General features: G+C 37.8%; 28 protein-coding genes. 12 read left to right on the forward strand and 16 right to left on the reverse strand.

Annotation, left to right across the window (positions count from 1 at the left end):
• The first annotated feature begins 8 nt into the window (after positions 1–8).
• The 3 genes from GAB14E_RS04405 (at position 9) to GAB14E_RS04395 (ending at position 1,845) form a co-directional block, all read left to right on the forward strand.
• Entirely contained in the window at positions 9–695 is a 687-nt protein-coding gene (locus GAB14E_RS04405; protein WP_033083808.1) for a flagellin, read from the forward strand.
• A gap of 61 nt (positions 696–756) precedes the next feature.
• Positions 757–993, forward strand: coding sequence for a YheU family protein (locus GAB14E_RS04400; RefSeq protein WP_033083809.1), 237 nt, complete (start codon positions 757–759; stop codon positions 991–993).
• Between the two features lie 87 nt (positions 994–1,080).
• Positions 1,081–1,845: a substrate-binding periplasmic protein gene (locus GAB14E_RS04395; RefSeq protein ID WP_033083810.1), complete on the forward strand. Its 765-nt coding sequence runs from the start codon at positions 1,081–1,083 to the stop codon at positions 1,843–1,845.
• A gap of 81 nt (positions 1,846–1,926) precedes the next feature.
• On the opposite strand, the gene GAB14E_RS04390 is transcribed toward GAB14E_RS04395, so the two are convergent.
• The 3 genes from GAB14E_RS04390 to nudE form a co-directional block, all read right to left on the reverse strand.
• Entirely contained in the window at positions 1,927–2,727 is an 801-nt protein-coding gene (locus GAB14E_RS04390; protein WP_033083811.1) for a DUF1338 domain-containing protein, read from the reverse strand.
• Positions 2,728–3,212: 485 nt separating this feature from the next.
• On the reverse strand, positions 3,213–4,034 hold the full coding sequence (gene cysQ, locus GAB14E_RS04385) for a 3'(2'),5'-bisphosphate nucleotidase CysQ (protein WP_033083812.1): 822 nt from the start codon (positions 4,032–4,034) through the stop codon (positions 3,213–3,215).
• A 62-nt stretch (positions 4,035–4,096) separates the two neighbouring features.
• Positions 4,097–4,648 (reverse strand): ADP compounds hydrolase NudE, encoded by a 552-nt coding sequence (gene nudE / locus GAB14E_RS04380; protein ID WP_033083813.1) that lies wholly within the window; start codon positions 4,646–4,648, stop codon positions 4,097–4,099.
• 143 nt (positions 4,649–4,791) lie between these two features.
• Here nudE and yrfG point away from each other — a divergent pair, with 143 nt between their 5' ends.
• Both yrfG and GAB14E_RS04370 read left to right on the forward strand, forming a co-directional pair.
• Positions 4,792–5,472: a GMP/IMP nucleotidase gene (yrfG, locus tag GAB14E_RS04375; RefSeq protein ID WP_033083814.1), complete on the forward strand. Its 681-nt coding sequence runs from the start codon at positions 4,792–4,794 to the stop codon at positions 5,470–5,472.
• Between the two features lie 240 nt (positions 5,473–5,712).
• Complete coding sequence (locus GAB14E_RS04370; RefSeq protein WP_081967883.1) at positions 5,713–6,072, forward strand: hypothetical protein; 360 nt, start codon at positions 5,713–5,715, stop codon at positions 6,070–6,072.
• A 97-nt stretch (positions 6,073–6,169) separates the two neighbouring features.
• Here the strand turns inward: GAB14E_RS04370 and GAB14E_RS04365 are convergent, their stop codons facing one another.
• The 3 genes from GAB14E_RS04365 to GAB14E_RS04355 all read right to left on the reverse strand — a co-directional run bounded on the left by GAB14E_RS04365 (position 6,170) and on the right by GAB14E_RS04355 (position 9,721).
• Entirely contained in the window at positions 6,170–7,135 is a 966-nt protein-coding gene (locus tag GAB14E_RS04365) for a phospholipase A (protein WP_033083816.1), read from the reverse strand.
• Between the two features lie 263 nt (positions 7,136–7,398).
• Positions 7,399–9,015 carry a DUF1254 domain-containing protein gene (locus tag GAB14E_RS04360; protein WP_033083817.1) on the reverse strand — a complete coding sequence of 539 codons (1,617 nt, stop codon included), beginning with the start codon at positions 9,013–9,015 and terminating at the stop codon, positions 7,399–7,401.
• A 109-nt stretch (positions 9,016–9,124) separates the two neighbouring features.
• Positions 9,125–9,721, reverse strand: coding sequence for a DUF4136 domain-containing protein (locus GAB14E_RS04355; protein WP_033083818.1), 597 nt, complete (start codon positions 9,719–9,721; stop codon positions 9,125–9,127).
• 162 nt (positions 9,722–9,883) lie between these two features.
• On the opposite strand from GAB14E_RS04355, the gene GAB14E_RS04350 reads away from it, so the two are divergent.
• A complete protein-coding gene (locus GAB14E_RS04350; RefSeq protein WP_033083819.1) occupies positions 9,884–10,813 on the forward strand; it encodes a LysR family transcriptional regulator in 930 nt (309 codons plus the stop codon).
• 103 nt (positions 10,814–10,916) lie between these two features.
• Positions 10,917–12,116 carry a BamA/TamA family outer membrane protein gene (locus GAB14E_RS04345; RefSeq protein WP_033083820.1) on the forward strand — a complete coding sequence of 400 codons (1,200 nt, stop codon included), beginning with the start codon at positions 10,917–10,919 and terminating at the stop codon, positions 12,114–12,116.
• Between the two features lie 239 nt (positions 12,117–12,355).
• Here GAB14E_RS04345 and rplI read toward each other — a convergent pair whose 3' ends face one another.
• From rplI to GAB14E_RS04315, 6 genes are all read right to left on the reverse strand, one after another.
• Positions 12,356–12,808 (reverse strand): 50S ribosomal protein L9, encoded by a 453-nt coding sequence (gene rplI / locus GAB14E_RS04340; protein WP_033083821.1) that lies wholly within the window; start codon positions 12,806–12,808, stop codon positions 12,356–12,358.
• Positions 12,809–12,826: 18 nt separating this feature from the next.
• Entirely contained in the window at positions 12,827–13,054 is a 228-nt protein-coding gene (rpsR, locus tag GAB14E_RS04335; protein ID WP_019029522.1) for a 30S ribosomal protein S18, read from the reverse strand.
• A 61-nt stretch (positions 13,055–13,115) separates the two neighbouring features.
• Positions 13,116–13,442, reverse strand: coding sequence for a primosomal replication protein N (priB, locus tag GAB14E_RS04330; protein WP_231562093.1), 327 nt, complete (start codon positions 13,440–13,442; stop codon positions 13,116–13,118).
• Between the two features lie 7 nt (positions 13,443–13,449).
• Positions 13,450–13,878 carry a 30S ribosomal protein S6 gene (gene rpsF / locus GAB14E_RS04325; protein ID WP_033083822.1) on the reverse strand — a complete coding sequence of 143 codons (429 nt, stop codon included), beginning with the start codon at positions 13,876–13,878 and terminating at the stop codon, positions 13,450–13,452.
• Between the two features lie 193 nt (positions 13,879–14,071).
• Positions 14,072–15,427, reverse strand: a complete 1,356-nt coding sequence (locus GAB14E_RS04320; RefSeq protein WP_033083823.1) for a hypothetical protein — start codon at positions 15,425–15,427, stop codon at positions 14,072–14,074.
• Positions 15,428–15,576: 149 nt separating this feature from the next.
• A complete protein-coding gene (locus GAB14E_RS04315; protein ID WP_033083824.1) occupies positions 15,577–16,653 on the reverse strand; it encodes an acyltransferase family protein in 1,077 nt (358 codons plus the stop codon).
• Between the two features lie 314 nt (positions 16,654–16,967).
• On the opposite strand from GAB14E_RS04315, the gene GAB14E_RS04310 reads away from it, so the two are divergent.
• From GAB14E_RS04310 to GAB14E_RS04295, 4 genes are all read left to right on the forward strand, one after another.
• The gene (locus GAB14E_RS04310) at positions 16,968–17,408 is read left to right on the forward strand and encodes a transcriptional repressor (RefSeq protein WP_033083864.1); all 441 of its coding nucleotides are present in this window, start codon (positions 16,968–16,970) and stop codon (positions 17,406–17,408) included.
• A gap of 347 nt (positions 17,409–17,755) precedes the next feature.
• A complete protein-coding gene (locus GAB14E_RS04305; protein WP_052093972.1) occupies positions 17,756–20,134 on the forward strand; it encodes a M1 family metallopeptidase in 2,379 nt (792 codons plus the stop codon).
• Positions 20,134–20,658, forward strand: coding sequence for a DUF6702 family protein (locus GAB14E_RS04300; RefSeq protein ID WP_033083825.1), 525 nt, complete (start codon positions 20,134–20,136; stop codon positions 20,656–20,658). Before GAB14E_RS04305 ends, GAB14E_RS04300 begins: the two co-directional genes overlap by 1 nt.
• Positions 20,659–20,783: 125 nt before the next feature.
• Positions 20,784–21,248, forward strand: coding sequence for a chemotaxis protein CheX (locus GAB14E_RS04295; RefSeq protein ID WP_033083826.1), 465 nt, complete (start codon positions 20,784–20,786; stop codon positions 21,246–21,248).
• A gap of 68 nt (positions 21,249–21,316) precedes the next feature.
• On the opposite strand, the gene GAB14E_RS04290 is transcribed toward GAB14E_RS04295, so the two are convergent.
• From GAB14E_RS04290 to mpl, 3 genes are all read right to left on the reverse strand, one after another.
• On the reverse strand, positions 21,317–21,964 hold the full coding sequence (locus GAB14E_RS04290; RefSeq protein ID WP_052093973.1) for a flavin prenyltransferase UbiX: 648 nt from the start codon (positions 21,962–21,964) through the stop codon (positions 21,317–21,319).
• 28 nt (positions 21,965–21,992) lie between these two features.
• Positions 21,993–22,493, reverse strand: coding sequence for a peptide deformylase (def, locus tag GAB14E_RS04285; protein WP_033083827.1), 501 nt, complete (start codon positions 22,491–22,493; stop codon positions 21,993–21,995).
• A 90-nt stretch (positions 22,494–22,583) separates the two neighbouring features.
• The gene (gene mpl / locus GAB14E_RS04280) at positions 22,584–23,996 is read right to left on the reverse strand and encodes a UDP-N-acetylmuramate:L-alanyl-gamma-D-glutamyl-meso-diaminopimelate ligase (protein WP_081967886.1); all 1,413 of its coding nucleotides are present in this window, start codon (positions 23,994–23,996) and stop codon (positions 22,584–22,586) included.
• A gap of 109 nt (positions 23,997–24,105) precedes the next feature.
• On the opposite strand from mpl, the gene GAB14E_RS04275 reads away from it, so the two are divergent.
• Entirely contained in the window at positions 24,106–25,218 is a 1,113-nt protein-coding gene (locus GAB14E_RS04275) for an FAD-binding oxidoreductase (RefSeq protein WP_033083829.1), read from the forward strand.
• A 38-nt stretch (positions 25,219–25,256) separates the two neighbouring features.
• On the opposite strand, the gene GAB14E_RS04270 is transcribed toward GAB14E_RS04275, so the two are convergent.
• Positions 25,257–26,360, reverse strand: a complete 1,104-nt coding sequence (locus GAB14E_RS04270) for a DUF481 domain-containing protein (RefSeq protein ID WP_033083830.1) — start codon at positions 26,358–26,360, stop codon at positions 25,257–25,259.
• Positions 26,361–26,436 lie beyond the last annotated feature (76 nt).

Raw genomic sequence — 26,436 nt, forward strand, 5'->3', positions numbered from 1 at the left:
GGTGGAGTATGTTATCAGTCAATAAGTCATCCGCAAGCTTAAGCTTTATTGAAAAGCTCAGTCAGCAACGTGAAGAGTTAGCTGAAAAGATCGCCTCTGGCAAGCGTATTAATAAAGCCGCTGATGATGCTGCGGGTTTTCAAATAGCTAACCGACTTACCAGCCAAGTTAATCAAAACCAACAACTGAGCTTTAACGCCCAAGATCAAGCCAATATAAACAATATTGAAGCTGGCGCCTTATCGGCAATTAATGATGGTTTATTACGTGCACAAGAGCTATCGATTCAATCAGGCAACCCAATTTATAGCGGTGATGCTATACAAGGTGAATTAGATCAGATTACTGAACAAATAAATACCCTTGCCAGTGATGTTTTAGGTCAAGACAACTTTATTAGTGGTCTTGATGCCAGTAACCCGGCAGCAACTCAAGCCATACTTGAAGACACATCAACCTTAGTGAATGACAGTGCCAGTGCTTTAGGCGCTGAAACAAATGCGCTTGTTAGCCAAGTTGACACTTACCAAACCAGTATTATCAATGTTAGTGCTTCGCGATCTCGTATTGAAGACACAGACTTTGCCGCAGTTACTGGTGAGCTAGAGAAAAATGAAATACTTTTACAAAGTGCCATCATCACTAAGAAAAATGAAGAAGAGCGTAAAGGCATACTCTTTAATAAATTAGTATAGAGCAATACTACAATTCAGCGGTACAATGGTGATCCATAACTTACCATACTGAAGATCCTTTATGATTATCCCCCTTGAGCAACTGTCCAATGAAACCTTGAACGCGATTATTGAAGACTTTATTTTACGTGAAGGAACAGAGTACGGCGCAGAAGATATTAGTAAACAAGCTAAGATTACCCAAGTGAAAAGGCAGCTTGAACAAGGCAGTGCGGTATTGGTTTATTCCGAATTGCATGAAAGTGTCAATATATTACCTAACGACCAATTTAAAGAGGGTATGGAAGAACAGGTTTAAGCTGATTTCATATTAACAGGCATTTACCCTGCTTCATCTATAATAAGAACAAACCTTACCTAATATATAGACGATGCAAACTTGATTATGAACATATTCAATACGCTTAAGTTATTAATTTTTTATTCTACTCTCATTCCTCTTGCTGTCTTCGCTGACAATAAAGCTAACTTAATTATTAGTTATGGCGATCATAACTCGGCGCCCTATGCCATTGAGAAAGGTGAGCAACTGTCAGCAGGCATCATCAAAGACATTGCCACAGAAATTGCTGGTGAACTAGATATTACTATCACATTTGCCAAAACGCCACGAAAGCGAATAGAGCGCTATTTAGAAAGCAATACCATTCATGTAGAATTAATCACCAGTCCCGCTTGGCTAAGTAATAGTGAGAAGCTCCAGTGGAGTGAAACAATTTTTATTGAAAGGGATATTATGGTGGTAAAAGCAGACAATCCTAAACAATATAATGGTTTAGTAGATTTTAGAGGCATGATTATTGGCACTATTCGAGGTTATAAATACCCCAAGTTGCAGCCCTTTTTTGATAAAGATTATTTTATCCGTTATGACGTCAGTAATTTAAATGTTAACTTTATTCGTTTAGAACTCGATAGAATAGACGCTCTTGTTGATGCTGACATTCTGATCAACTACCAATTAATGCAAAACAAAAATTCTCACATTTTTAAAGTACTGCCACTTACGGTTAGCCAGCAAAATATTCGAGCTGCTTTATCACCTAATGCGCCTGTTACGATCAATCAATTTAATCAAGCCTTAAAGAAATTAAAAGACCAAGGGGTAATTGCCGCGATTTTAAAAAAGTATTACATCGATGTACGTTGACCCATAAAAAACCAGTGACTTAGCACTGGTTTTTAATTTTGAGTCTTCAACAATGATTAGTAACTCACATTACGGCTTTATTTAGCCTTTAACATTAGTACTATCAAAAATTTTATCTGCTGATGCCGCAACAAAACCTGTATATAACTCACCATTAGCAAGTGGGTAACGTTTAGCAAACTCATAGAAACAACTTGGAATTTCCATAGTTTTATCAGTAAAAACAACAGGGGCTTTATCGGCAAGTGTTGATGATTGCTCTAATTTCACTGCTTCATCACCTTTCACTTCACCACCATTTGTATTCAGCGCATAGCCCGCGTCTTTAAGCGTTGAGTTGACTACTTCAATGTCGTCGTAACCTTCTAAATGATTAATACTAACCGTGAAGTGGTTTGCGCGGTATCCCCATGCTGCTAACCATGCTGCATATTCACTAACGTCTAATAATGTTGCGTAGTCTTTTGAGCTAATTTCCCAAAGGCGACCAGAATAAAGAAAATCTGCACGATCACTAACGTCTTCTGGTAACTGAGCAACTAAAGCTGCGATAATATCTTGTACTTCAACTGAGAATTCTTCAACGCGTAATTCACTAATAAATACTTTTGGCATAGTACTATCTGGATGTTCAAAATGTTTTGCATCGAGTTTTTTAGACGAAAAATCATATTGACCACATTCGGTGTAACCTAAAGCCAAAAGTCCTTTAGCTAATTGTTCGAGGTTGATTTTAGGATGATTAAAGGTACGATAAGCTACATGGTCATTAATAATATCATTGCCATTACCTAATAATTGGTGAATTTTTTTTGCTGACGGTGTTACGCTAAGGTATTGTTGCCAGATCTCATTAAAAAGTGTGGTTACTTGAGCAGCCATGGTTTGTCCTCTTACTTATTGAGTAGTTTTAATTAAATAGTATTAGCTAAACTGTATTGGTTAATTAAGATTAATTGAATATTTATAGGGTATAACTCAGGCTATTAACGTACAGTTAAAAGTATTAATACGGGTAATAGCTGAAAATAGTAGCTAGCAAAATGGTCGGGAAAATAACAAACAGTTATTTGGCTGACAGCAGGCGCTATCCACCAAAAAAATTAGATTTGATCGATACTTTTAAAGAAGCACGGACGTTGTCCTGCTTGATGCTGAGATGTATGTGTTTTTAATACGCTTGATAACATAACTAAAACAAAATTACCTAAAAACAGTAGTACTGGAAGTGAGCTGTATATGCACTTCGATTAATAACGCTAATTTAGCACAAATCTTACTCAAAACGAACAACTTCGTTTTGACGCTAATTTACTTGCTCACCACTGAGTATCAATATGAATTCAACTTATGAGTTTAGCTAGTTGTTATTTATATACTTTTCTATGCGCTTTAATAATATTCTGCCAAGAAAAATTTCTCGCACCTAAACTAACAAAATCAGGGTTAAGTAAGCTTTCTCGTTTATTGTAACTTAACGGATTAAACTCACTATCAAGGATATCTCCGCCAGCTTGCTCTAAAATACACTGACTTGCCCCAGTATCCCACTCACCTGTTACGCCAATACGCAAATAACAGTCAGCACCACCTTCAGCGATAAGACAGTTTTTTAATGAGCAACTTCCCAAAGCGACATAGTCATAATCATACTCATTATTCAAATATTGCCCCATCAGTTCCAGCTGCTGACGCCGACTGATAGCAACTTTAATACGGCGATTTTCTTCATACTGTGCAACTTTAATTGCATGGCTGGCTTGGCAATTATCTTTAAAGGCACCTAGGTTCTTTTGACCATAATAAGTAAGGCAATGATCCGGAGCATGAATAACCCCAAGCGTTGGCCAGCCATTTTCTACTAAAGCAATATTCACAGCAAAATCGCCACTACCAATAATAAATTCCCCGGTACCATCTATAGGGTCAAGCAACCAATAGCGAGACCAATCTTTTCGCTCGCTCAACTGCACAGTTCCTACTTCTTCAGAAATAATAGGGATATCAGGTGTTAGTGTTTTCAACTGGTCCATTAAAATATCATTGGCTGCGATATCGGCGCTGGTAACAGGGCTTTCATCAGCTTTCATTTCCGCGGTATAGTTTCCCTGACGATAATATTTCATTACTTCTACGCCGGCTTTTTTGGCACTTTCTAAAGCAATATTTAGTAATTTATCTTGGTCCATCGTTATACCTCTTTCATCGTGCTTTGGTACTATACCCGTGATACGTTTCAATTCATTGAACATTAATTTTCAAGAAGGTCACGTACTAACATTAATGCGGCAATACTGCGTGCTTCAGTAAAGTCTGTTTGCTGTAATAGTTCTTTATAGTCTTTAATTGGCCAAGATACCACCTGTAATGGCTCTGGCTCATCACCTTCAAGCTCTGCACTATAAAGCTGCTTAGCCAAAAAAACAGTCATTTTTGCATTAAAAAATGCAGGAGCCATCATAAGCTCGGTAACTTGATTGAGCTGCTCGCTACCATAACCAATTTCTTCCATTAGCTCCCGATTTGCCGCCTGATGAGGAAGTTCACCCTCGTCAATAAGCCCCTTAGGAAAGCCTAATAGATAACTGTGTGTGCCTGCGCAATACTCTCGAACTAATAATAATGTCTCATCGTCAAGCATAGGTACTATCATCACAGCACCACGACCAGAGCCCATCATGCGCTCATATTGCCTTTCTTCACCATTACTAAAAGTTAGATCTACTTGCTCAATGGCAAATAAAGCACTTTTAGCCACTTGTTTACGATTAGTTATGGTAGGTAGTTGATTATTATCAGCCATATAGCTAGCTACTTTAGTTATTTTTGTTATTTTTGTTATTTTTGTTCGTTAGATATCACTATAATGACACGATAAACAATACTTTTGGAATAGCAAAATGTTAATATTTATTGCACTACAGTTTATTTTAAGGAATGGCCAATATGGCAAACATTAGTTGGTCAGAAATTTCTACCGTGTTAATTGATATGGACGGTACTATTTTAGATTTACATTTTGACAACCATTTTTGGTTAGAGCATCTGCCGTTACGTTATAGTGAAAAAATGTCGATCTCAGTAGAGGCTGCAAAAGCAAAACTAAAAGCTGATTACTTAGCCGTTGTAGGTACGATTGAATGGTATTGTCTCGATTACTGGTCTGAGCAAACCCAGATGCCAATTAAAGAGCTCAAACGAGAAATACAACATTTAATACAATTGCGCAGTGATGCCAAAGGTTTTTTATTAGCACTAAGAGCCAGTGGTAAAGATATTGTCATGGTGACCAATGCTCATCCAGAGGCTCTGTCACTTAAAATTGAACGCACTCAAATAGACCAATACTTTGATACCCTTTACTCTACCCATGAATTTGGCGTCAGCAAAGAGTCGCAGTTATTATGGCAACGTCTGCAAGAAAAGCATGGCTTTGATTGTGATAGCACGCTGTTTATTGATGACAGTATCGAAATACTCAAGTCTGCTCAGCAGTACGGCATTAAACACTTACTGGCCATTGCCAACCCTGACAGTAAGAAATCAGCGACTATTATTACTGATTTCCCCGCCATTACTAACTACGAGCCGTTAACTGCGAAATTAAATAGCAACACAGCTGATTAACTTCATTAACTAGCAAGAAAAACTACCTCGCTATTAACCCTACAGACCAATAAGTACTAGTACTATGTACCAAACACATAATGCTAGTGCAACTAAGTCATTGTACTTAGTTAACTCATTTCCCTATTGTAGTTAGCACAAGCCATACAACAAGCGTGGGCTAGACAACAAAGATGTACTTTATTTTAAGCTTCAGTAAAAAATAATCATCTTCAAACATGGAAATAGTGAGGGTTACCAATGAAAAAATTCATATTAATGTTATTACTAATAAGCAATGCTACCTTAGCCACTGAGTCATTAACTAAAGCAGAAAAAGGTGCGGTTGAATTATTATTGGCTGAAGCTGCCAGCAAGTTAATTTATCTTGAAAGAGATTGCGATAAACCCATAGATAAAAATAAATTCAAAGAACTTGCTCGATTAAAGGCTTTCAGTGAAGGCTATATGACAGTTGAAGGTATAAGTTGGGACAGAGTAGAGCGTAAAGCACATCAAGGTTATGGCGTACTAAAAACTGAAGCACCACTCGGTCAATTTTGCCAGCAATACCAAAATGATATTAAAGGTAACTACCGTTTCTTAAAAGAAACAAGTTAACGGCAACAACATTAAAAAAGGCGCTGCTCAATGCAGTAACCGCCTTTTTCTATAAACCGTCAACATATATCAGGCCGAAACAAACAATTAAGCGAGGTTAAAATATTTCGGTTAAGGCAATACCAATCCCAACCGTTTGCTGTGAATGATTATAGTCAATTAAACTTTCTCCGTAACCATTCGTATATTGAAAGTAGCCTTTTAACTTACCTGAAAGTGGAAAGGTGATACCTAACTCCATGCCACCTTTATGCTCTTTAAAGTTTCGGCGACCTACAAATGACAACTCAATACTTTGCCATTTATAGAGCAAAGTCAGATCGAAATGCCCCATATAATCTGAAATATCAACATTATCATTAGCTGATTCATCAGGTGTTGTTGCTTTACTGCCTTCAGGAATCTTCCACCACGGGCGAAATGACACTGCATAATTATCTTTGGCAAAAGTAAAAATGTAATACAAGCGATTCCAACTTCGCGATAACATTTGTGTGCGGCCATTAGATTGATGTTCAAAGCCAAGCACCATATTTGTTTGACCACCTAATGGTTGCCACGCTAATGGTGCGGTATAAAATAGCTCAGGCTGATAGTTTGTTTCTCTAAACGGACGGGATAATTCTTGGTTATAAAGCTGCCACCAAGATTGCAAAGTAAAAGCAAAATCAAGGCTATCACCCTCAGTAAAAATGGTACCTTGCGTTAATGGTATCTTTAAACTAAATTGAAACTTTGCTTCAAGGCTTTGTATCTCTTCACCCCATTGCCCTATTCCCTCATAGACTTCTCTATTCATATTATCTGAAACGCTAAAGGGTAAAAGATAAGTCATTTTATGAGGCGTAATTACATAGGGATCAAATGAAGACTTTTTTTGTAAGGAAAGACGATCAAAATAAGCTGAGTTTGTTTTTGGCTCTACCTGTGGTTCTGATTTCGAAGTAGAAACGCATGCTTTACTTATTTCACTAGCGGCTTGGTTATTGTCATTAGCATAACTAGCACAAGTAAAAGAAAACAAAAGTAACTGTAATAATTTAACCAGAGGTAGATTTTTCATAAGATAAGGAGGTACAAGCTTAAGTATTGTTTGAAATTTATAACAATTTTAAACAATTGTGTAACTTATGACATTATATTTATAAGCCAGCAAGTAAAATTTTTCCTTGTTAGCCTAAATGATTCATCCTATGTACTCATCACGCTATTATTTTCTTTGCTAGTCAATACCAATTAAGCCTGTCATCAAACAAACTTAAAGCCCTGATGAGAGAGTAACCTTTATAAGGCTAGGTATAAAGGTTACTCAAAACGGTAAACTCACTAGTCAATTAACTCAAAATCACTTGGTGCCCAAGTTTTATCAAACCAAGGTTGTAATGGTCCGTATAAACGTAACATAGAAAACCAGGCTTTATTGGGTGTCGTTTGTGTCCAGTTAGCAACAGGTTTACCTTTAGGCACTTTAGGGCCAAAGTATAACGTTACTGAGCCATCTTTGTTATAGACCAAAACATCACGCTTATTATTTTTGCTTGGATATTTCGAGCCGCCCGGCACTTGTAACTCTGAACGAGTTTGCGGATCGTAAGCCACCATTGACCAAAAATCTTTTGCCGGCGCATTAGCCGGTAGTGTTACTTGATAAGTTTTTTCACCATATAAGATATCACCCTTATTATCTGCAGTTACCATCGCATAGTTTGAACCTATGCCAGGGATTTGTAATGCCATTGCCGGTGTATTTACAGTAGCAATATAGAAGAATAATGTTCTAGCATCCATATTACGGCCACCAGCACCACCATCTTTTAACCACTGATAGTCTCGACCAATAAAACCGGTAAACCACTGCTTGCCTTCAAACAAGTAAGCATTTTCATCACGTGACTTAAAAGCAATACTGCGCGCTGTAGCGTTACCTACAGCCACCGCATCTTTTAATATCGCCTGCATACGTGCATCAGGATTAAAAGGTTTACCTTTTTGAATGCCAATAGCAGCCGCTTGACCACGCAGTTCGGGATCTAAGAAGGAAATAGGCTCTTTTTGCAATACATGCCATAACTCTTGATAAAATTCATAATCATTGGCATGAATGGTATTAAAGTACTTACCACTACCATTAACGAATGTCATTGGTTTGGGGTTTTTAGCATCTTTTAGTGGATAAATTTTCAAACCAGTGCGCCACATATTTGAGGCATGATCAGGTTTACCATCTTTTAAAAAGCCACGCAATATCAGCCAATTGGTATAACTGGTAGATTGGGCAACCCAAACTTTAGTTTCTTTATCTGCAATCATAGTAGTAATTCGAGTATCTTTACCCCTGTGTTGCATGCCATTTAATGTTGGTTTTAGCTCACCTTCATAATCCGGCGGCAAGATAATGTAAGTGCCACCTTTTTTAGCATCTGGACCCGGTGCCCCCATATCAACAACAAAACGGAAGAAAGCATCATTTACTGTGCCAGGGCCAGCTCCGGGTGGAATTTCAACAACCGTAACACCATCTTTTTCTAGGTCTAACATAGCACCAGCATAAACAGTGTCAGTATTACCCGTTAGAAATAGTGGGCTTGAGTCCATTAAGTTATCAAACACCAAAACTTCATTAGAACGTTCAACACCAACACTCTTAAAGCCTAAGCGAATACCTTCAATGGAAGTCGCAGGAATAAAGTTTAAAAATACATCAATGCCTCGGATAAAGTCTAAATGGTCATAAACTTTGCTCAGTGTTTCATCAGTAGGAATGCCGTCATAAAAGTTTAAATCGCCAATACGAGTTTCCACTGTATTAGGCGTCATAATTTGCTCAGGTATTTTATGATTAAAGCCCGGTGTTTTTTTATCAGAAAAAGCCCATGTGCTTTGCATGCTGGTTAGTATTAGACTTGTCGCTAACACGGCAACGGCTTTGCGAAATGTGTTCATTGGTAAGTTCTCCATTTTCTAAAACCAATTGGGATTATGTACAATATGTTATTAATTAAACTTGGATCACTGATATATAACAAGTTAAAGTATTTTCCTGATATAAGAGTTAACCTAACTGTAACTTCTGCATCATATCACTTACCACCTTATTAATTGCCTGCTGACGTTCTTCGGCAGTTTCATATGACTTTAATGGTTTAGTTAAAGTACTACGATAAACACTGTGGTTAGTTTTATTATCAACAATATCAAAGACTAGAGTTCCTTCTACATAGTTACGGCTACTGATATGGGTAACTCCACCACCATAACTATAACCACAGCGATAACAGTTACTCGCATAACCGCCGTTAGAGCTTACTTTGACCTTGTCTTTAGTAACGACAAAGTAGCTTACTAAAACATCTGCTTGTTCAACACTAACTTCTTCAATACTGTGCTGCTGCATTGAAATATCTATCGCGGCATCAAAACGCTCTCGGTCTATATCACTAAACATAGGGTTTTTAAGCTGCTCATCACCAATAACGCTATAAGTCTCGATTTTGGAAAAGTCATATGTACTACTTTGATCTGTCTCTGGCACATAGTTGCTTGAACAAGCGCCAAGTAGTAATACCAGCGGTAGAGCCGAATAGATTAGGGTGAATTTAACAAATTTTTTATTCGTATTACTTACTTTGCTTAATATTAAATTTTTCATATAAACCTCTCTTTTACTTCAAGGGGGACTCAGTAATAACCATGGAAAAATTGTAAACCTGTTATGTTATGTCATCAAACGACTTATAATCATAAACAATATGATCCATACGCATAATTAGATATACTCACCAGTTAATACGACAATTGACAAGTGATAACAATGGCTTCATTAGAGCAAAAATTAGCGAGAGTTGACCTCAACTTATTAGTTTCACTCAGTGTTTTATTAAAAGAAAAAAATGTTAGCCGAGCTGCTGAGCGTTTGTATTTATCACAATCAGCAATGAGCAGAACCCTACAACGCTTAAGAGATCTATTTGACGACCCACTTTTTCATCGATCTTCAAGTGGTATTGTGCCGACAGAAAAAGCACAAAACATCGAAACCTTATTACCCGATTTATTACAAAAACTTGAGTCAATATTACAAGATAATGATTTTTCGCCAGAAAGTTGCGATAAACATTTTTCTATTTCACTGCCATCTTTGGCAAGCCATAATATATTCTTACCGCTAGTACAAAATATTAATAGTGAAGCACCCGCAGTGCAGTTATCAGAGTACTCTGCAAAAATAAGCTCAATCAAATCACTTGAGTCCGGTCTGTTAGACTTCGTCATCCATATTGAAAAGCCAAGTGATGCTGCATTTATCGCCACTTCCTTAGGTAAACTCTCCTTAGCGGTTTTTGCGAGAAATGGACATCCGTTAACTACTCAATCACAAGTTGAATTAGCCGATTGCTTTATTTACCGATTTCTTGATCTCAATGTGCGAGAAGATTCCGGCATCACCTTAACTAACCCCATTGATAGTATCCTGCTCAAACAAGGTTTTAAGCGCGATATACAATTAAAAACCAGTCAGCTAAGCATATTAGTTGAATTATTAAAGTCATCTGAAAGCTTACTTATCGCCCCAAGTTTTTTCGCCAACGCCTCCCCCTATAAAGAGCAATTGGTCAGTGTTTATCAGTTTGAACAAACACAAAGTAATATGGTTGAGTTGTACTTACTGCAACATCAGCGCACCTTAAATAGTGCGGCGCATCAATGGTTAAAAGATAAAATTTTACAGAGCCGCTTGTAATTCATCACTTGCTAATCACTAATTTCTAGGGGAAAATTGTTACAAATATACGTATATTTCAACAATTAACAGACTTTTCTCTAAATATTTTTAAAGAGTAACCATGTCCCTATTAAGAATTATCGCCATAACTATTTTACCTCTGCTTTATTCGGCCAGCCTCCTTGCCGCTTCAGGTCTATTTACAGACAATCTTGATGGCAAGTTTGACGCCTCCCGCTACCTTTCCGAAAATGCTTATGGTTTTTTACCTGTACCTGTCATTATTACCGACCCAGCTGTAGAAGGTGGTCTAGGCATGATGGGCTTATTTTTTCACGAAACTGAAGAGGAGAAGTCTGCCCGATTAGCTACTATGCAGGATGAAAACAATGATAAAGCCGCACACAATTTACTACCTCCGAGTGTTTCTGCTGTCTTTGGTGCTTATACTGGTAATGGCTCGTATTTCCTTGGCGGTGGCCACATGGGTTTTTTCAATCAAGGCAGAATTAGATATTTAGGCGGCGGTGGTTATGGTGATGTGAATATTGATTTTTACGGCTTTGGCGACATAACACTTAACAAACCATTAGAAATAAAAACACAAGCAACGGCCATTATGCAAACAGTAAAGTTTAAGCTTGCTGGCAGTGACTTTTATCTAGGTCCTACTCATAGATACATAGACGCAGAAATTTCGCCTACTAATATCAACGACCTAATTGGAAATTTTCCACCTGAATGGCAAGAGTCATTAACTAATTTACTGACCAGGAATATCACCACCTCAGGTGTCGGCTTTGCTCTAGAGTATGATTCAAGAGATAACATTTTTTCGCCAACTAATGGCTTAAAGTATCAACTCAATTATCTTTGGTTTGATGAAACTATTGGCTCTGATGTTGATTACCAGTTAACAGAGTTAACTGCTTTACACTACTTCAAGTTGTCTAAACATTGGCGCACCGCCTTTAGAGTAGAAGCAAATTATGCTAACAGTGATGGTTTTTTACCTCCCTATGCAACACCAAGCATCAGTATGCGTGGTATTCCAGCCGCTCGATACCAAGGACAATCTGTTGCCATGTCTGAGCTTGAACTAATCTATAAAATTAATTTACGCTGGGAAGTGAATGCCTTTGCTGGCATTGGTAAAGCTACTAATGATTTTTCAGAATTCTCAGAAAGCCCAAGTCGCATTAGCAAAGGAGCTGGTTTTCGCTATTTAATTGCAAGACGCTATGGCTTTAATATGGGTGTTGATATAGCTAAAGGACCTGAGGATACAGTGTTCTACATCCAAGCAGGCTCTGCTTGGTAAAATAGCCAACTGTCTTCGTTGCTTTCAATTGTAATAGCACGCTATTACTCAATCAAGCGTCTTGCATTTGATTATTATCCCTACGTAATTACCTTCCGCTAAATGCTAACTATTCACGGCATTGCCTTCTATTAATTACCTATTAAGCAATAGACATAAAAAAACACCGCAATCTCAAAGAGAGTGCGGTGTTTTTATTAATAACTTAATCGCTATAGCATAACGCCATAGCAAAGTTATTATGCTTCAGCGATAACTACAACTTTGATGCTAGTATCAACATCAGTGTGTAAGTGAATAGCGATTTCGAATTCACCTGTTTCGCGGATAGCACCTAATGGTAAACGTACTTCAGCTTTAGCAACTTCAACGCCAGCTTCAGTGATCGCATCAGCGATATCACGAGTACCAATAGAACCGAATAATTTACCTTCGTCACCAGCTTTTGATGCGATAGTAACTTCAGCTAACTCAACAACTTTCGCTGCACGAGCTTCTGCTGCTTTTAATACGCCAGCTAATTTAGCTTCGATATCAGCACGACGAGCTTCAAAGTGCTCAACGTTAGCATCAGATGCAAATACTGCTTTACCTTGTGGTAATAAGTAGTTACGAGCATAACCTGATTTAACAGATACCTTGTCACCAAGGCCGCCTAATTTGGCGATTTTGTCTAGAAGAATTACTTCCATAATAAACCCCTTTTAAGCTTACTTGTGTAAGTCAGTGTATGGTAACAATGACAAGTAACGAGCGCGTTTGATCGCACGAGTTAATTGACGTTGATATTTAGCTGCAGTACCAGTGATACGGCTAGGAACAATTTTACCACTTTCAGTGATATAATTTTTTAACGTTGCAACATCTTTATAATCGATAGAGGTTGCGCCTTCCGCTGTGAAGCGGCAAAACTTACGACGTCTAAAAAAACGAGACATAATATTCTCCTGACTTAATTATCTTAACCCACCCTTTAAAAAGAGCGATAGACAATCAGTCTTAATTAATCATTTGTATTTGCTGAGCATGTAACACTAAAAGCGGATTTCCGTTTCTAGATTCGTGGCGGTTAACAAAACCATTCACTTTTACATTTTGTCCAGCAACTAATTCACGTGTTAAGTGTGATAATTCACCTGTAGCGACAACTTGTATTCTGACAAATGCTTGTCGGCTCATGCCTGATTCATTTTGTATAGACTTATGATCTATAGAAAATTGACTATGAACAATACCTGCTGGGCTGGTTGATTGTTTAGGGGCTTTCACCACTTCACCGGTCAACACTAGGCAATTCTCTTGCGAGTTTTCTTGCAAGAAAGTCACAAATTACTTATTCGCTAGCAGCTTCTTCAGACTTCTCTTCTGTAGAGACTTCTGTAGCTTCAACTGGCGCAGTAGTAACTTCTTTCTTAACTTCGCGACGGTCATCACGACGGTCATCTTTAGCAACAGCCATAGGCGATGCATCAGTTACCGCGTCTTTAGTACGCATGATCATGTTACGAATAACAACATCGTTATAACGGAAAGCTGTTTCTAGCTCATCAATAACTGACTGTGGCGCTTCAATGTTCATAAGAACATAGTGTGCTTTGTGTAGTTTATTGATTGGGTATGCTAATTGACGACGGCCCCAGTCTTCAAGACGGTGGATTTTGCCTTCAGCAGCATTAATCAAGTCTGTGTAGCGCTGGATCATACCAGACACTTGTTCACTCTGATCAGGGTGAACCATAAATACGATTTCGTAATGACGCATTACGAGCTCCTTACGGTTGTAGCCTCATAACCTGGCTCAGCCAACACCAGTTGAGGCAAGGAACAAAAAGTTCAGGCTGAATTAAGGAGGCGTATTGTAGGGAAAACAACCAGCAAAAGCAAGTAAAAACTAAGCAGTCTTAGCTTGGTCATGGTTAACAGTAAAATCCACCTGTGTTTAGCAACCATTATGGTTAGCCAATGGATTCAATATTGACTATCTCAGAACGATTTAAAGTGATTTTAAATCGTTGTAAAGATTCTTCGCCCTGGCAATAATGACGCAAGATAAGATTAATTTGATAGCGGCGCTCGACACCTTGGCTAGATATCTTCTGCCCTTCTAAGCTATATAATCGACCTGCGCCTTTTTTCAAGAAACGCACGAAAGGGGTTAAATTAAAAAAAGTTTGTTGCTGAATTTCATCATAACCTGGTAAAAACTCTTTCGCCATGACTCTATTATCACAACGGAAATGCAATAATTGTGCGTCTTGCTTGTTTTGCTGCCTGCGTTGCTGAAATAGTGCATTTACTGACTTAGGCAAATCTTTACTGCTGATATATTCTAACCAAAGAATTTGACTCAAAATGCGTTTTTTGGTGACGCTATGCGTAAATAGATTTTGCCATTTTGGTCGACCTTTTTGTATTTTCCGCCATATTAAACTGGTTAAGTCTTCTTTAAAGGTTTCACGTAAACCATAAATAAGCCCAAGGAATGCCACTAAAGCAACCGTTACTTCGGTAAAATTAGAACGGGCATTTAAAACGAGTACCATAACAAAAGCCATGATAATTGCCGTAATGACTCCACGTACTAAACGCTTTAAATTAGCATTTAAATAGCGAGTTTGCCGTTTAAAGACTACGCCGTATTCAATCAATCGTTGTAATAAACGCATCTTATTGGTGATACGGTTGGCATCATCTAGGGTTACTCGGGAGTTATATTTATTATCAACACGATAGCTATTTTCACCTTTGCATAAGTTCAACAGCACTTCACGCTCACTAGTAAACTCCGAGCTTTTTGGCCCAAGTGTTAATAACTTTAAAAATGATTGTTCGATATGCCAACTTAAATAGTTGTCGGCATTCTCAAAAAATGAATTCAGCTTGTTATCTGAGGGAGTATAACGTCTTAGTTTTTTGGTTAATGCCAGTGTTTGTTCTGCCAGCTCCACCGCCGCGGGATAAAACTCTTCAGCCGCTTTTAGCTTCAACGTTTGTTTAATATCTGCATCCAATGCTTTTTTAACTTGATAGGAATACAAATTAAGGTTTAATCGGTAATCACTTTGTTCACCTTTATTCTGGCTAATAAAGCGACTTCTGACTAACGGCAGATGTAATTTATCGGCAAAATAGGCGCTGTGGCTTTTAATATTCGAGTAAAAGAATTCTTCTTCGTTTAGAGTGCTCGGATTTATACCCATTTCAACCGGAAGTGAGAAATACAAGTCGATACGTTGATAATCTTGCGGCAATAATTGATGACTAACTTTAAAAGATAGGTTTTCATCTTGGCTGAGTTTAGCGTTATTCACTCGTAAAAAAGTCTCCTTATTTTCACTATGTCTATCACTGATTGATGATCAACAACCCGTAAGATAATCATAGCAAAAACAAGGCTTTTTGGCAGTGTTTTTACTTCCTAATTTTACCATGTCTTAAAAGGCATGTTGAAACTCTAGGACTAAATTTTAATGAAAATTTTACGTTGGTAGAGTTTTAATGACACATACCAAAACAATGCTACATGAGAAAATGCAAAAATAAATGAAGCCAATTTAGGAGGAAATAGCGCACTTAATTGTTGGTATAACCAAGCATACATATTGCTATCACCAATACTTATTTGAAAATAAACTGTCACCACTAAAAATGACAATACATAAACAAATAATGGGTTTGTTCCATAAATCAGCAAAGGCTGTGCAAGTTTAACTTGCTTCATTATGTCAATTAACCAGATAAAGGCTGCCAATAACAAACAAGCAAAGCCTGTGCTGTAAATCACATAAGATGGTGTCCATAACGACTTATTTATAGGTAATACTAAACCCCAAAGTGCACCAAAACCTACTGCTAAGCCGCCAATTAGGATTAACTTAATAACGCTACTTTTTTTATCTTTAATGCTGGTTAAATATCGTGTTAACTCAAAACCTAGCAACATATTAACTATGGCTGGAATAGTACTTAACAAGCCTTCAGGCTCAAAAGCAACGCCGCGCATGGTATACATGTGATTAGCACCCAGTACGGCTAAATCAAACTGACGGATAATATTACCATCAATGGTCAAAGCCCCTCCCCCCACACTTAATAACAATGCCCAATACGTTAACAAGATCACAGCTGACGCTATAAATACCCCTGTACGGTTTAGCATTAAGACCAAACAAGCCGCTATCGCATAAGCAATACCAATACGTTGTAACACTCCCATTATGCGCCAATCTTCAACATTAGTGGTAAATGGAATAACATTCAGCATAAAGCCAATAAAAAACATGATAAAACCACGTTTAATTATTTTTTTAAATTGCTCAGTGCTGGCAGCAAAGTTACTCTTCTTAAAAGAGAAAAACATCGCAGAGCCAATAATAAATAAGAAAAATGGGAAGACTAAATCGGTTGGCGTAGCACCGTTCCAGTCAGCATGTAATAACGGCGCATACACATGCGACCATGTTCCGGGTGTATTCACTAAAATCATTAAAGCTATGGTAATGCCCCTAAAAGCATCGAGCGCAAGATAACGAGTCATGTTAATTTCCTAGCAATATTTATCGTCTGAAAACGCAAAAAGACAGCGCTGTCTTTCTTATAAGTAAACCTTATTGTAATATATACTCAAGCCACTTCAAAGTACTTGTTCAGTTTGAAGTGGTTTGAGTATTAGCATAAATAAATGGCGAATAGTTTATATAGGGACTGTTCTTCTCCCTGTAACAATCGATTTCTCAGAATGATAATTAGGGGGCTAGTTCAGCTTAACTAAAAATATTTACGTCCTGATAAAGAGCTATGCTACACTGGAAAACTAATCAACTCTTAGACAAAAAATATCCGAATAGCACCATGACGGCAGAATCTTTATTACAACAAGCACAACTCGTTTGCCAAAAGAAAGGCGCTCGTTTTACCAAAGTAAGAGAGCAGGTTTTTTTATTGTTGGCTAACCATAAAGGGGCCGTTGGTGCCTATGACTTGTTAGCTGAACTAAAAGAGTTAGATGCCGCCGCAAAACCTGCCACCATTTACCGTGCCTTAGACTTTTTATCTAAACAGGGTTTTGTCCATAAAATAGAGTCCATTAATGCCTTTATTATGTGCCACCATTTTGGTGAGTGTAATCACCCTGTGCAATTATTAATTTGCGATCAATGTGGTCATGTTGAAGAAATACAATCTAATAATTTTGATTTAGCGCTACGCACTATGGCTGATGCTAACGGCTTTACCATCAGCCATCAAATTGTTGAAGCACATGGTAGCTGTAAAAACTGTACTCAAGTCTAACTTTCTCTCCCCACTGACCCTGATTAATCTACTTTTTATCGCAAATACGGCTTTGCAAGTAACAAGGCGTTTCTGATTGTGATATAAAGTCCAGATCAGTATTAAGTATTGTAAATACCCGTTATCAATCAAGATGCAGCTTTCAGAGTGCTTGAGCAATTTCTATGATGAGTTTAAAGTGACTTTACACTGCGCTAAATAATCAAACCATAGAGTGACTATGATGAAATTATTTGCCTTACCTAAAGTCATTTTAATTCCCACTGAAATCCTGCTCTTTGAATGGTAACGAGTATACATCCCATAAAAAGCGTTAAAACGTGTGCCACCTCTATATTGGAAATATTATGAAATATTCAACATCTACTGCCTTAATAGGCCTAGTACTGGTGTTTTCTGGCCTACTGTCAGTAAATAGCCAAGCAAGTAAAGCTGTCTTTGACGATAAATTTCGTCAACTAGAAGAAGTATTACCTACTCCTAATATTTACCGTACGGCGTCAGGCGCACCAGGCCATAAATATTGGCAACAACAAGTGGATTATGATATTTCAATTGCCATAGATGACAAAACCCAGCGTTTAACTGGCGCACAAACCATGGACTATCAGAATAACTCTCCTGACACCTTACGCTATTTGTGGTTGCAGCTAGACCAAAACCGCATGAAACGTGATTCTGCCAACAAAATAACCAGTACAGCTCCTAGTAAAGATAAAGTTAGCTTTAGAAGCTTTCGTTCGCTGGTAGAAGCACCTAAGTTCGATGGCGGTTATGAAATTATTAAAGTAACTACCAGTAATGGTAAAGCACTACATTATGTAATTAACGGCACTATGATGCGTGTTGATTTACCTAAACCGTTAAGAACTGGTAAAAGCGTTGAAATTGACATTAGTTGGCAATATCAACTGCACGAGCAGAAAGTACTGGGTGGCCGTTCAGGTTATGAGTATTTTAAAGAAGATGATAACTACCTTTACGAAATAGCTAGTTGGTTTCCAAGAGCTGCCGCCTATTACGATGCAATGGGCTGGCAAAATAAACAATTTTTAGGTAGTGGTGAGTTCACCTTAGAATTTGGCGACTACGATGTTAAAATTACCGTGCCTGCTGATCATGTTGTTGCGGCTACCGGTGTTTTACAAAATGAAAGTAAAGTATTAACCAGCACACAACAAAAGCGTTTAAAACAAGCTAAAACAGCTAAAAAACCTGTCTTAATTATTACCCCTGCAGAAGCGTTAGCTAATGAGAAATCTCGTAGCAATAAAACAAAAACATGGCATTTCAAAGCCAAAAACATTCGTGATTTTGCCTTCGCTTCTAGCCGAAAGTTCATTTGGGATGCCCAAGGTTACCAGCAAGGTAACAGCGACACTATGGCTATGTCATTTTACCCTAACGAAGGTAATCCTCTTTGGGAGAAATATTCAACCGAAGCTATTATCCATACGATGGAGCAATACAATAAATATACCTTTGATTACCCTTACCCTGTATCTATCTCAGTAAACGGTCCTGTCGGTGGCATGGAATATCCAATGATCACTTTCAATGGTCCACGTCCTACTTTAAATAAAAAAACGGGTGAAAAAACCTACTCTCGTCGTACCAAATACGGTTTAGTTGGCGTTATTATTCATGAAGTAGGTCACAATTACTTCCCTATGATTGTCAATTCTGATGAGCGTCAGTGGACTTGGATGGATGAGGGTTTAAATACCTTTTTACAATTTCTTGCTGAGCAGGCTTGGGAAGAAGGTTACCCATCTCGCCGTGGTCACGCGAGCAAAATTGCAAGTTATATGAAAAGTGATAATCAAGTACCGATTATGACCAATTCTGAGTCAATTTTACAATTTGGAAATAACGCTTACGGCAAACCTGCAACGGCATTAAATATTTTACGTGAAACTATTATGGGCCGTGAGCTGTTTGATTTTGCTTTTAAAGAATACGCTCAACGTTGGAAGTTTAAACGACCTACGCCAGCTGATTTTTTCCGTACTATGGAAGATGCTTCTGCTGTTGACTTAGATTGGTTTTGGCGTGGTTGGTTCTACACTACAGACCACGTTGATTTATCTATAGATAATGTTTATATATATCGTCCAAACAGTCAAAATCCTGATGTGGAAGAAGCTTGGGAACGTGCGCTAGAAAACGAACAACCAGAATTCATCAGTGATTTACGTAATAAAGGCCAATGGGTTCGCACACAAGACAAGCCTGAATTATTAGACTTTTACAATGAACATGACGAGTTTACTGCCACCAATGCAGATCGCAATAAATACAATAAAGCCCACAAGGCGCTAGAGCCTTGGCAACAAGCGTTATTGGTTAATGACAGCAAGTTCTATGTTATTGATTTCTCGAATCATGGTGGTTTAGTGATGCCAATTTTACTGGATATTACCTATGCTGATAACTCGACTGAGCACATCTATATTCCCGCTGAAATCTGGCGTAGAAACAGCAAAAAGGTCTCTAAATTGTTAATTCGTGATAAAGAAATAACCGAAATAGCCTTAGATTCTAACTGGCAAACAGCCGATGTTGACGTTAATAATAACTATTGGCCAGCACGACCTATTCAATCTCGTTTTGATCTTTATAAAGCGAAGAAAAAAGATATGATGCGTGATTATAATAAAAAGCTTAAAGATAGTTCTGATGAAAAAATTCACGAAGAGAAAGAACATAAAGAAGAAAACCAATAATGGTTAAAAGATTTAGCAAGTACTTAATTGCTATCAGCTTTTATATGGGACTTGTAGCTTCGGCTACAGGTCACACCTATTTTTTTGGCGTCAGTGAGTTAAATGTAAACCCTGAAACTCAACATCTTGAAATAATTCATCAATACACTGGTCATGATATTGAAAATGCCATTGCTCAGAGCAAACAGATTCACTTTTCAGCAGAGCATAAACATTATGATTTATATATTCAGCAGTATTTTGAGCGACAGTTTACTTTAAGTCGTAATCAAGTAAATATCCCCCTCAATTGGTTAGGCTTTGAAGTGATTTCAGGAAAGGTTATTGCTTATCAAGAAAGCCAACAGCAAAGTTTTTTACCACAATTAGTGGTAAAAAATGCAATACTCATCGATACTTACCCTAAGCAAGTGAATACTGTTAATTTTCAAGGTAAAGATCTTCAAGGTGTAGCGCTTTTTGGCAGCTTAACTTTCGATTATAGAATCAAAGAAGCGATAATCACTCCCCAAACGGATCACTAGCTAAACCGCCAAGCGATTAACACCATATATTATAAAACTATTACGCTATTTGATTTACATTTGTAAAATAAGCATGCAAAATCAAAGAAAGTAGTTTATCTAAACAGTTAAGATTCGGAACCTTCATGAATGTAGAGTTTATCAATCCATTTTTATCTTCAATGCTTAATGTCATGTCGACTATGGCTCAAATGGAATTAATACCAGAAAAGCCACGACTTAAAAAAAATGAAGTCTCCATGGGTGATGTCTCAGGTTTAATTGGCATGGTTAGTGATCAAGCAAAAGGCTCTTTATCAATTACTTTTGAAGGCGGGTTAGCATTAGCTACAATGAAAAAAATGGTCGGAGAAGCACCCGATGAACTCAATGAAGAGATTATTGACTTAGTGGGTGAAATTACCAATATGGTTACCGGCGGTGCTAAGCGTTTGTTAAGTGAAAAGGGCATTGAGTTTGATATGGCCACACCTATTGTTGTTTCAGGTCCCAATCACTCAATTCATCACAAAGCTAAAGGTCCTGTCATTATCATTCCGCTAAAAAATGAATTAGGCAAAGCCTATATTGAATTTAGCTTTGATGACTAAAATTAGCCAACGAGCCTAATTCTTAACAAATAAGTTAATAGTTAATTTTCTAATTGAAGCTGAGTGTATTAGCTATAACCCCAACGCGGCATAATGTCTTGGGCAATACCAAGATGATCTAATACTCTAGCCACCATAAAATCGATAAGATCTTCAATTGACTCCGCCTTATGATAGAAGCCTGGTGAGGCTGGCATTATGGTAACGCCCTGCTGAGACAGACTGAGCATATTTTGTAAATGCAGAGTCGAAAATGGCGTTTCCCTGACCATTAAAATTAACTGACCACGTTCTTTAATCACCACATCTGCAGCGCGCTCAATCAAGTTATCACTCATACCATGACAAATAGCCGCCATAGTTCCGGTCGAGCAAGGGCAAACAACCATTTTTTTCGGTGCCGCTGAGCCGGAAGCAACAGGGGAGAACCATTGCTCTTTGCCAAACACAGTAATTTGTTGTGCTTTGGCTTGATACTTTTCAGTTAAAAATTTACTAGCACCGTCTGGAGAGCTAGGGATTTTGACACCCACTTCAGTATCTACAACAATTCGGCCAGCACTTGAGCACAGTATATATAATTGATAATTTGCCGCGATTAAACATTCAATCAAACGTAAGGCATAACCAGCACCTGAGGCACCGGTAATCGCTAGTGTTATTTTACCATTAAAGTCACTTTGTCCAATCACAGCATTACTTGGTTTATTTGTCATTAACTGTCCTCTGAGTCATTGAATAAAGTTAGCTGTTCTTAATCATTTTTTTCACTTTCTTTAACGCCATTTGTTTTTTAAGTGGCGACAAGTAGTCAATAAATAACGTACCTTTTAAATGATCTATTTCATGTTGCATAGCAATGGCAAGAAAATCATCACTGGTGATAGTAATTTCTTTACCATGGCGGTCTAACGCCTCAACGGTAACTTTAGTAAAACGCTCCACGTCAGCGTAATAACCTGGTACAGATAAACACCCCTCTTGACCTTTAGCTTTTTCTTCACCACTGACGATTTCTGGGTTTACTAGAATTAACGGCTCATCACGGTCTTCCGAAATATCGATAACCACTACCGCCTCTCCGCGACCAACTTGTGTCGCCGCTAAACCAATACCGTCCTCCGTATCGTACATGGTAGCAAGTAAATCATCGATTAAGCCTTGAATTTTACTGACATCTGTTACAGGTGTTGCTGGCTTTAATAATTGTTTATTTGGGGCGGTAAGTATGGTTAAAACTGTCATTGTGCTTGGTTCTCTTTTTACGAATTTAATTAAACTACTATGATACGAAATGGTATTACTTAAATAGTAATACTTAAACGGCTTTGTTCTTTATATGGTAATGATTGCTAAACGGCCTAATAATTTATCATGTATACCGGCAAAACTACCGTTACTCATGACAACTATAATATCGCCCGCTTGTACTTGTTGCGCTATATTTTCAACTAATTTTTCAATATCGTCTTCAACTTGGCAAGGTGCTTGGCACTGTTTTATCATTTCACTCACTGACCAAGTTACTTGTTCGCCTTGATAAATAAAAACCTGATCAGCATCAATCAGTGACTTAGGCAGAGCGTCTTTATGCACCCCAGACTTCATGGTATTCGATCTTGGTTCCAATACCGCCAAGATCCGGCCAGGCTGTGTTTGTTCGCCTATTTTAGCACGTACGCCTGCTAATGTTTTTGCTATGGCTGTGGGATGATGGGCAAAATCATCATAAACACTTATACCATTGACTGTGCCGCGCAGCTCAAAGCGACGTTTAGTATTAATAAACTCCGCTAGGGCTTCAATAGCCACTGAACTTGGTACTCCAGCATGACGAGCTGCGGCTATTGCCATAACGCCGTTATCAATATTAAAATCGCCAATAAGGCCCCACTTGACTGTACCCTGTGTTATACCGTCGAATTTAACAATAAACTCACTGCCTTGAGCATTTAGTTTTTCAACTTGCCAGCCAGAATTAAGGTCAGAGTCGAGCTCAGTGTTTTGTTGAGAAAACTCGGTTGCAGTCCAGCAGCCCATGGCTAACGTTTCACTTATCGCCACCTCATTGGCTGGTGACACAATCAAACCATTACTGGGCACTGTGCGGATGAGGTGATGAAATTGTCTTTGAATATCACTGAGATCATTAAAAATATCTCCATGATCAAACTCTAAATTATTGATCACTAAAGTTCGAGGTCGGTAATGTACAAACTTAGAACGTTTATCAAAAAAAGCACTATCGTATTCATCAGCTTCAATGATAAAAAAAGGAGTATCACCTAAACGAGCCGAGCTAGGAAAGTTTTGCGGTACTCCGCCAATTAAAAAGCCTGGTGATAAATGGGAATATTCTAAAATCCACGCCAGCATGCTACTGGTAGTTGTTTTACCATGAGTACCAGAAACAGCGAGAACCCAGCGATCTTTTAATACATTTTCTAACAGCCATTCAGGCCCTGAGGTATAAGGAATATTACGATCTAACATATATTCCACCATAGGGTTTCCCCTAGACATAGCATTACCCACGATAACCATATCAATATCATCGTTAAAGTTTTCTACTTGGTAACCTGAGGTCAGCTCAATACCCAGCTGCTCTAACTGAGTACTCATTGGTGGGTATACATTGGCATCAGAGCCACTGACTTTAAAACCAAGCTCTTTGGCAATAGCGGCAAGTCCTCCCATGAAGGTGCCACAAATGCCCAATATATGTAGGTGTTGAATTTTATTACTCATAGATATAATAATCAAACTAAAAGAAGCGCTATAATTGGCGATATCATACCTTAATTACTAAGCTTAAACTGTAAACAAGCACTTAAAACTTAGTTGAGTAACGTAAAAAATGACACAAGCTAGCACTACTGCTACCCAGCAAACATATCAATTAGTCTGTCAAAAAATTCAGATTGAGACCAATGATATAAAGACATTTTTTTTCTCTTATCCAAGATCGCCAGAAAACCAGGCTTTTCACTACTACGCTGGCCAGCATCTCAATTTTACTTTTAAAATGGCAGGTAAATTGCAATCATGCTGCTATACATTATCTTCGTCACCAACCACTTCTGATTACATTAGCATCACTATAAAACGCATCCCGCAAGGTAAGGTCTCTAATTATTTCCATGATCACTTTAAGGTTGGTCAATCAATTTCTACCCAAGAGGTAGCAGGAGGTTTTTATCTTGCCGATCCTGTTCCGCAACATGTATTACTGTTAAGTGCTGGCAGTGGCATTACCCCAATGCTTTCAATGTTACGTTATATGGTTGCTAAACAATGTAAAAACCAAGTGATATTTATTCATAGTGCAAAACAGGAAACAGATTTAATTGCTCAAGCTGAAGTAAGTAATTTAGCTAAGCAGCATGGTAATTGCCAAATAATTTATACTCTGACCCAAGCTAACAGCTCACAATGGTATGGCTTACAAGGGCGTTTAAATGAACATATTCTGCACAATATTGAGCAAATCAGTCACTATCACACCTTTGTTTGTGGACCAAAGTTATTCAGAAAAACTGCGCAACAACTTTTACGAAAATTAGGTTTACCGCCTAACTACTATCATTACGAAAGTTATGGTGAATATGAATATTCAAAGCAAGATATCAGCTCTGCTACTAAAGAAAATACAATGGCCAACTCTATGATTGATAGTAAAGTAGTAAAAACCGGATACAACAAAGCGAAAGTATCGATTTCTTATAAGCGTTGGAATAAACAATATCAAGGTAATAAAAATGACTCTTTATTAGAGCAAGGAGAAGCTGCAGGACTAATTTTACCTTATTCCTGTCGTGCAGGTTGTTGTGGTAGTTGCAAAGCAAAGTTAATAAGTGGCCAAGTAAAGCAACATTCAACTAATGGCTTATCTGCTAGTGAGCGACAACAAGGTTATATTTTACTTTGCAGTTGTAATGCCCTTACAAATGTTGTGGTCAGCCATGAATAATTCAGAATCACAACACAGTAAATCAGAGTGCTGTGCAATTAAAACTCATAACCGAGACTGAATACCAATCTATAATCATTTGATTTTGGCACCACTGTATTTATTGATGAAACAGGCTTTGCAACACGATCAAGGTAAAATATTACTTCTAATTCAAGATCATTACTAAGCTCGAATTCAAAGCCAGTCTTTAAATGTGAATTTCGTTTGCCTGAGTCATTCTCAACAAACTGAAGTTGATAATCAAACAGAAAATCGACTCGACTTGACAAGCTATAATCAAATAGAGTCCCAAGAGCGACTACACCACTATGTTGATCACTTTCTAAGTGACTGTCTTCATATACTGTTTGTTGGTAACTAGGACCAAGAGTCACATCCCATTGTAAGCGTTTATTTTGCACAAGATGGTAACCTAAACTTACTCCTAAGGTATCTCTTGAACTAATATTTTGCTGTAAGTCAGTAAAGTGCTCATAGTCAAAGACGCGAAAGAACATCTTACTACTGTAAAACCAATCAAAATAAGCCGTTAGACGACCAGTATCAGTAATTACTTGTGCATCCTCATCTAAAGTTGACTTACTATAGTTATAAATAAAGTCTATTTTAAATCGACTAAAAGGCGTTCTTCGTTGCAATCTTGCACTAGCCATATAATCAAGCTGATTAACATTGCCGGTATTAACATCAATGCCTAAACTCACCTTACCATCCCATAGATCTTTACGGTCATCAGATGAGGAAGTTATCGATAGTAGCTCAGATAAGGGATAATGTTGCTCAGTACCGTCACTGATTATAATTAAGTGTTCATCTTTAACAATAAGAAACCCTTGTTTTACCTCTCCATTAGCAAAACGTATTTGTTGATCGAATCGGCTACGTAACTCTTTTACATCTTGCCAATCAAAAATGAAGGTATTAAATTCATCGCTTTCAAACTCAAGTTCATCCTCATACATGGAGATAATGTCTCCCTTAAGCCATTCACCAGAACGTAACTGAAGCCAATCAAATTGTTGAGAAAAAACAGGTGTTGGCGGACTCCATACAGCTGTATGCTCCGAAAAATCCTGCCCATAACTAATAGCTGGAACCAAGATAATAATGGCAAAACCAAGTAATAAAAGATTTTTCACACTATTTAGTAGAGCCTACAGTCAAAGTATTGAGAATAAAAAAGGCTGATATAAACTTAAATACAACCCCTTAATA

The organism is Colwellia psychrerythraea (genome assembly GCF_000764185.1).
Taxonomy (GTDB): domain Bacteria; phylum Pseudomonadota; class Gammaproteobacteria; order Enterobacterales; family Alteromonadaceae; genus Colwellia; species Colwellia psychrerythraea_B.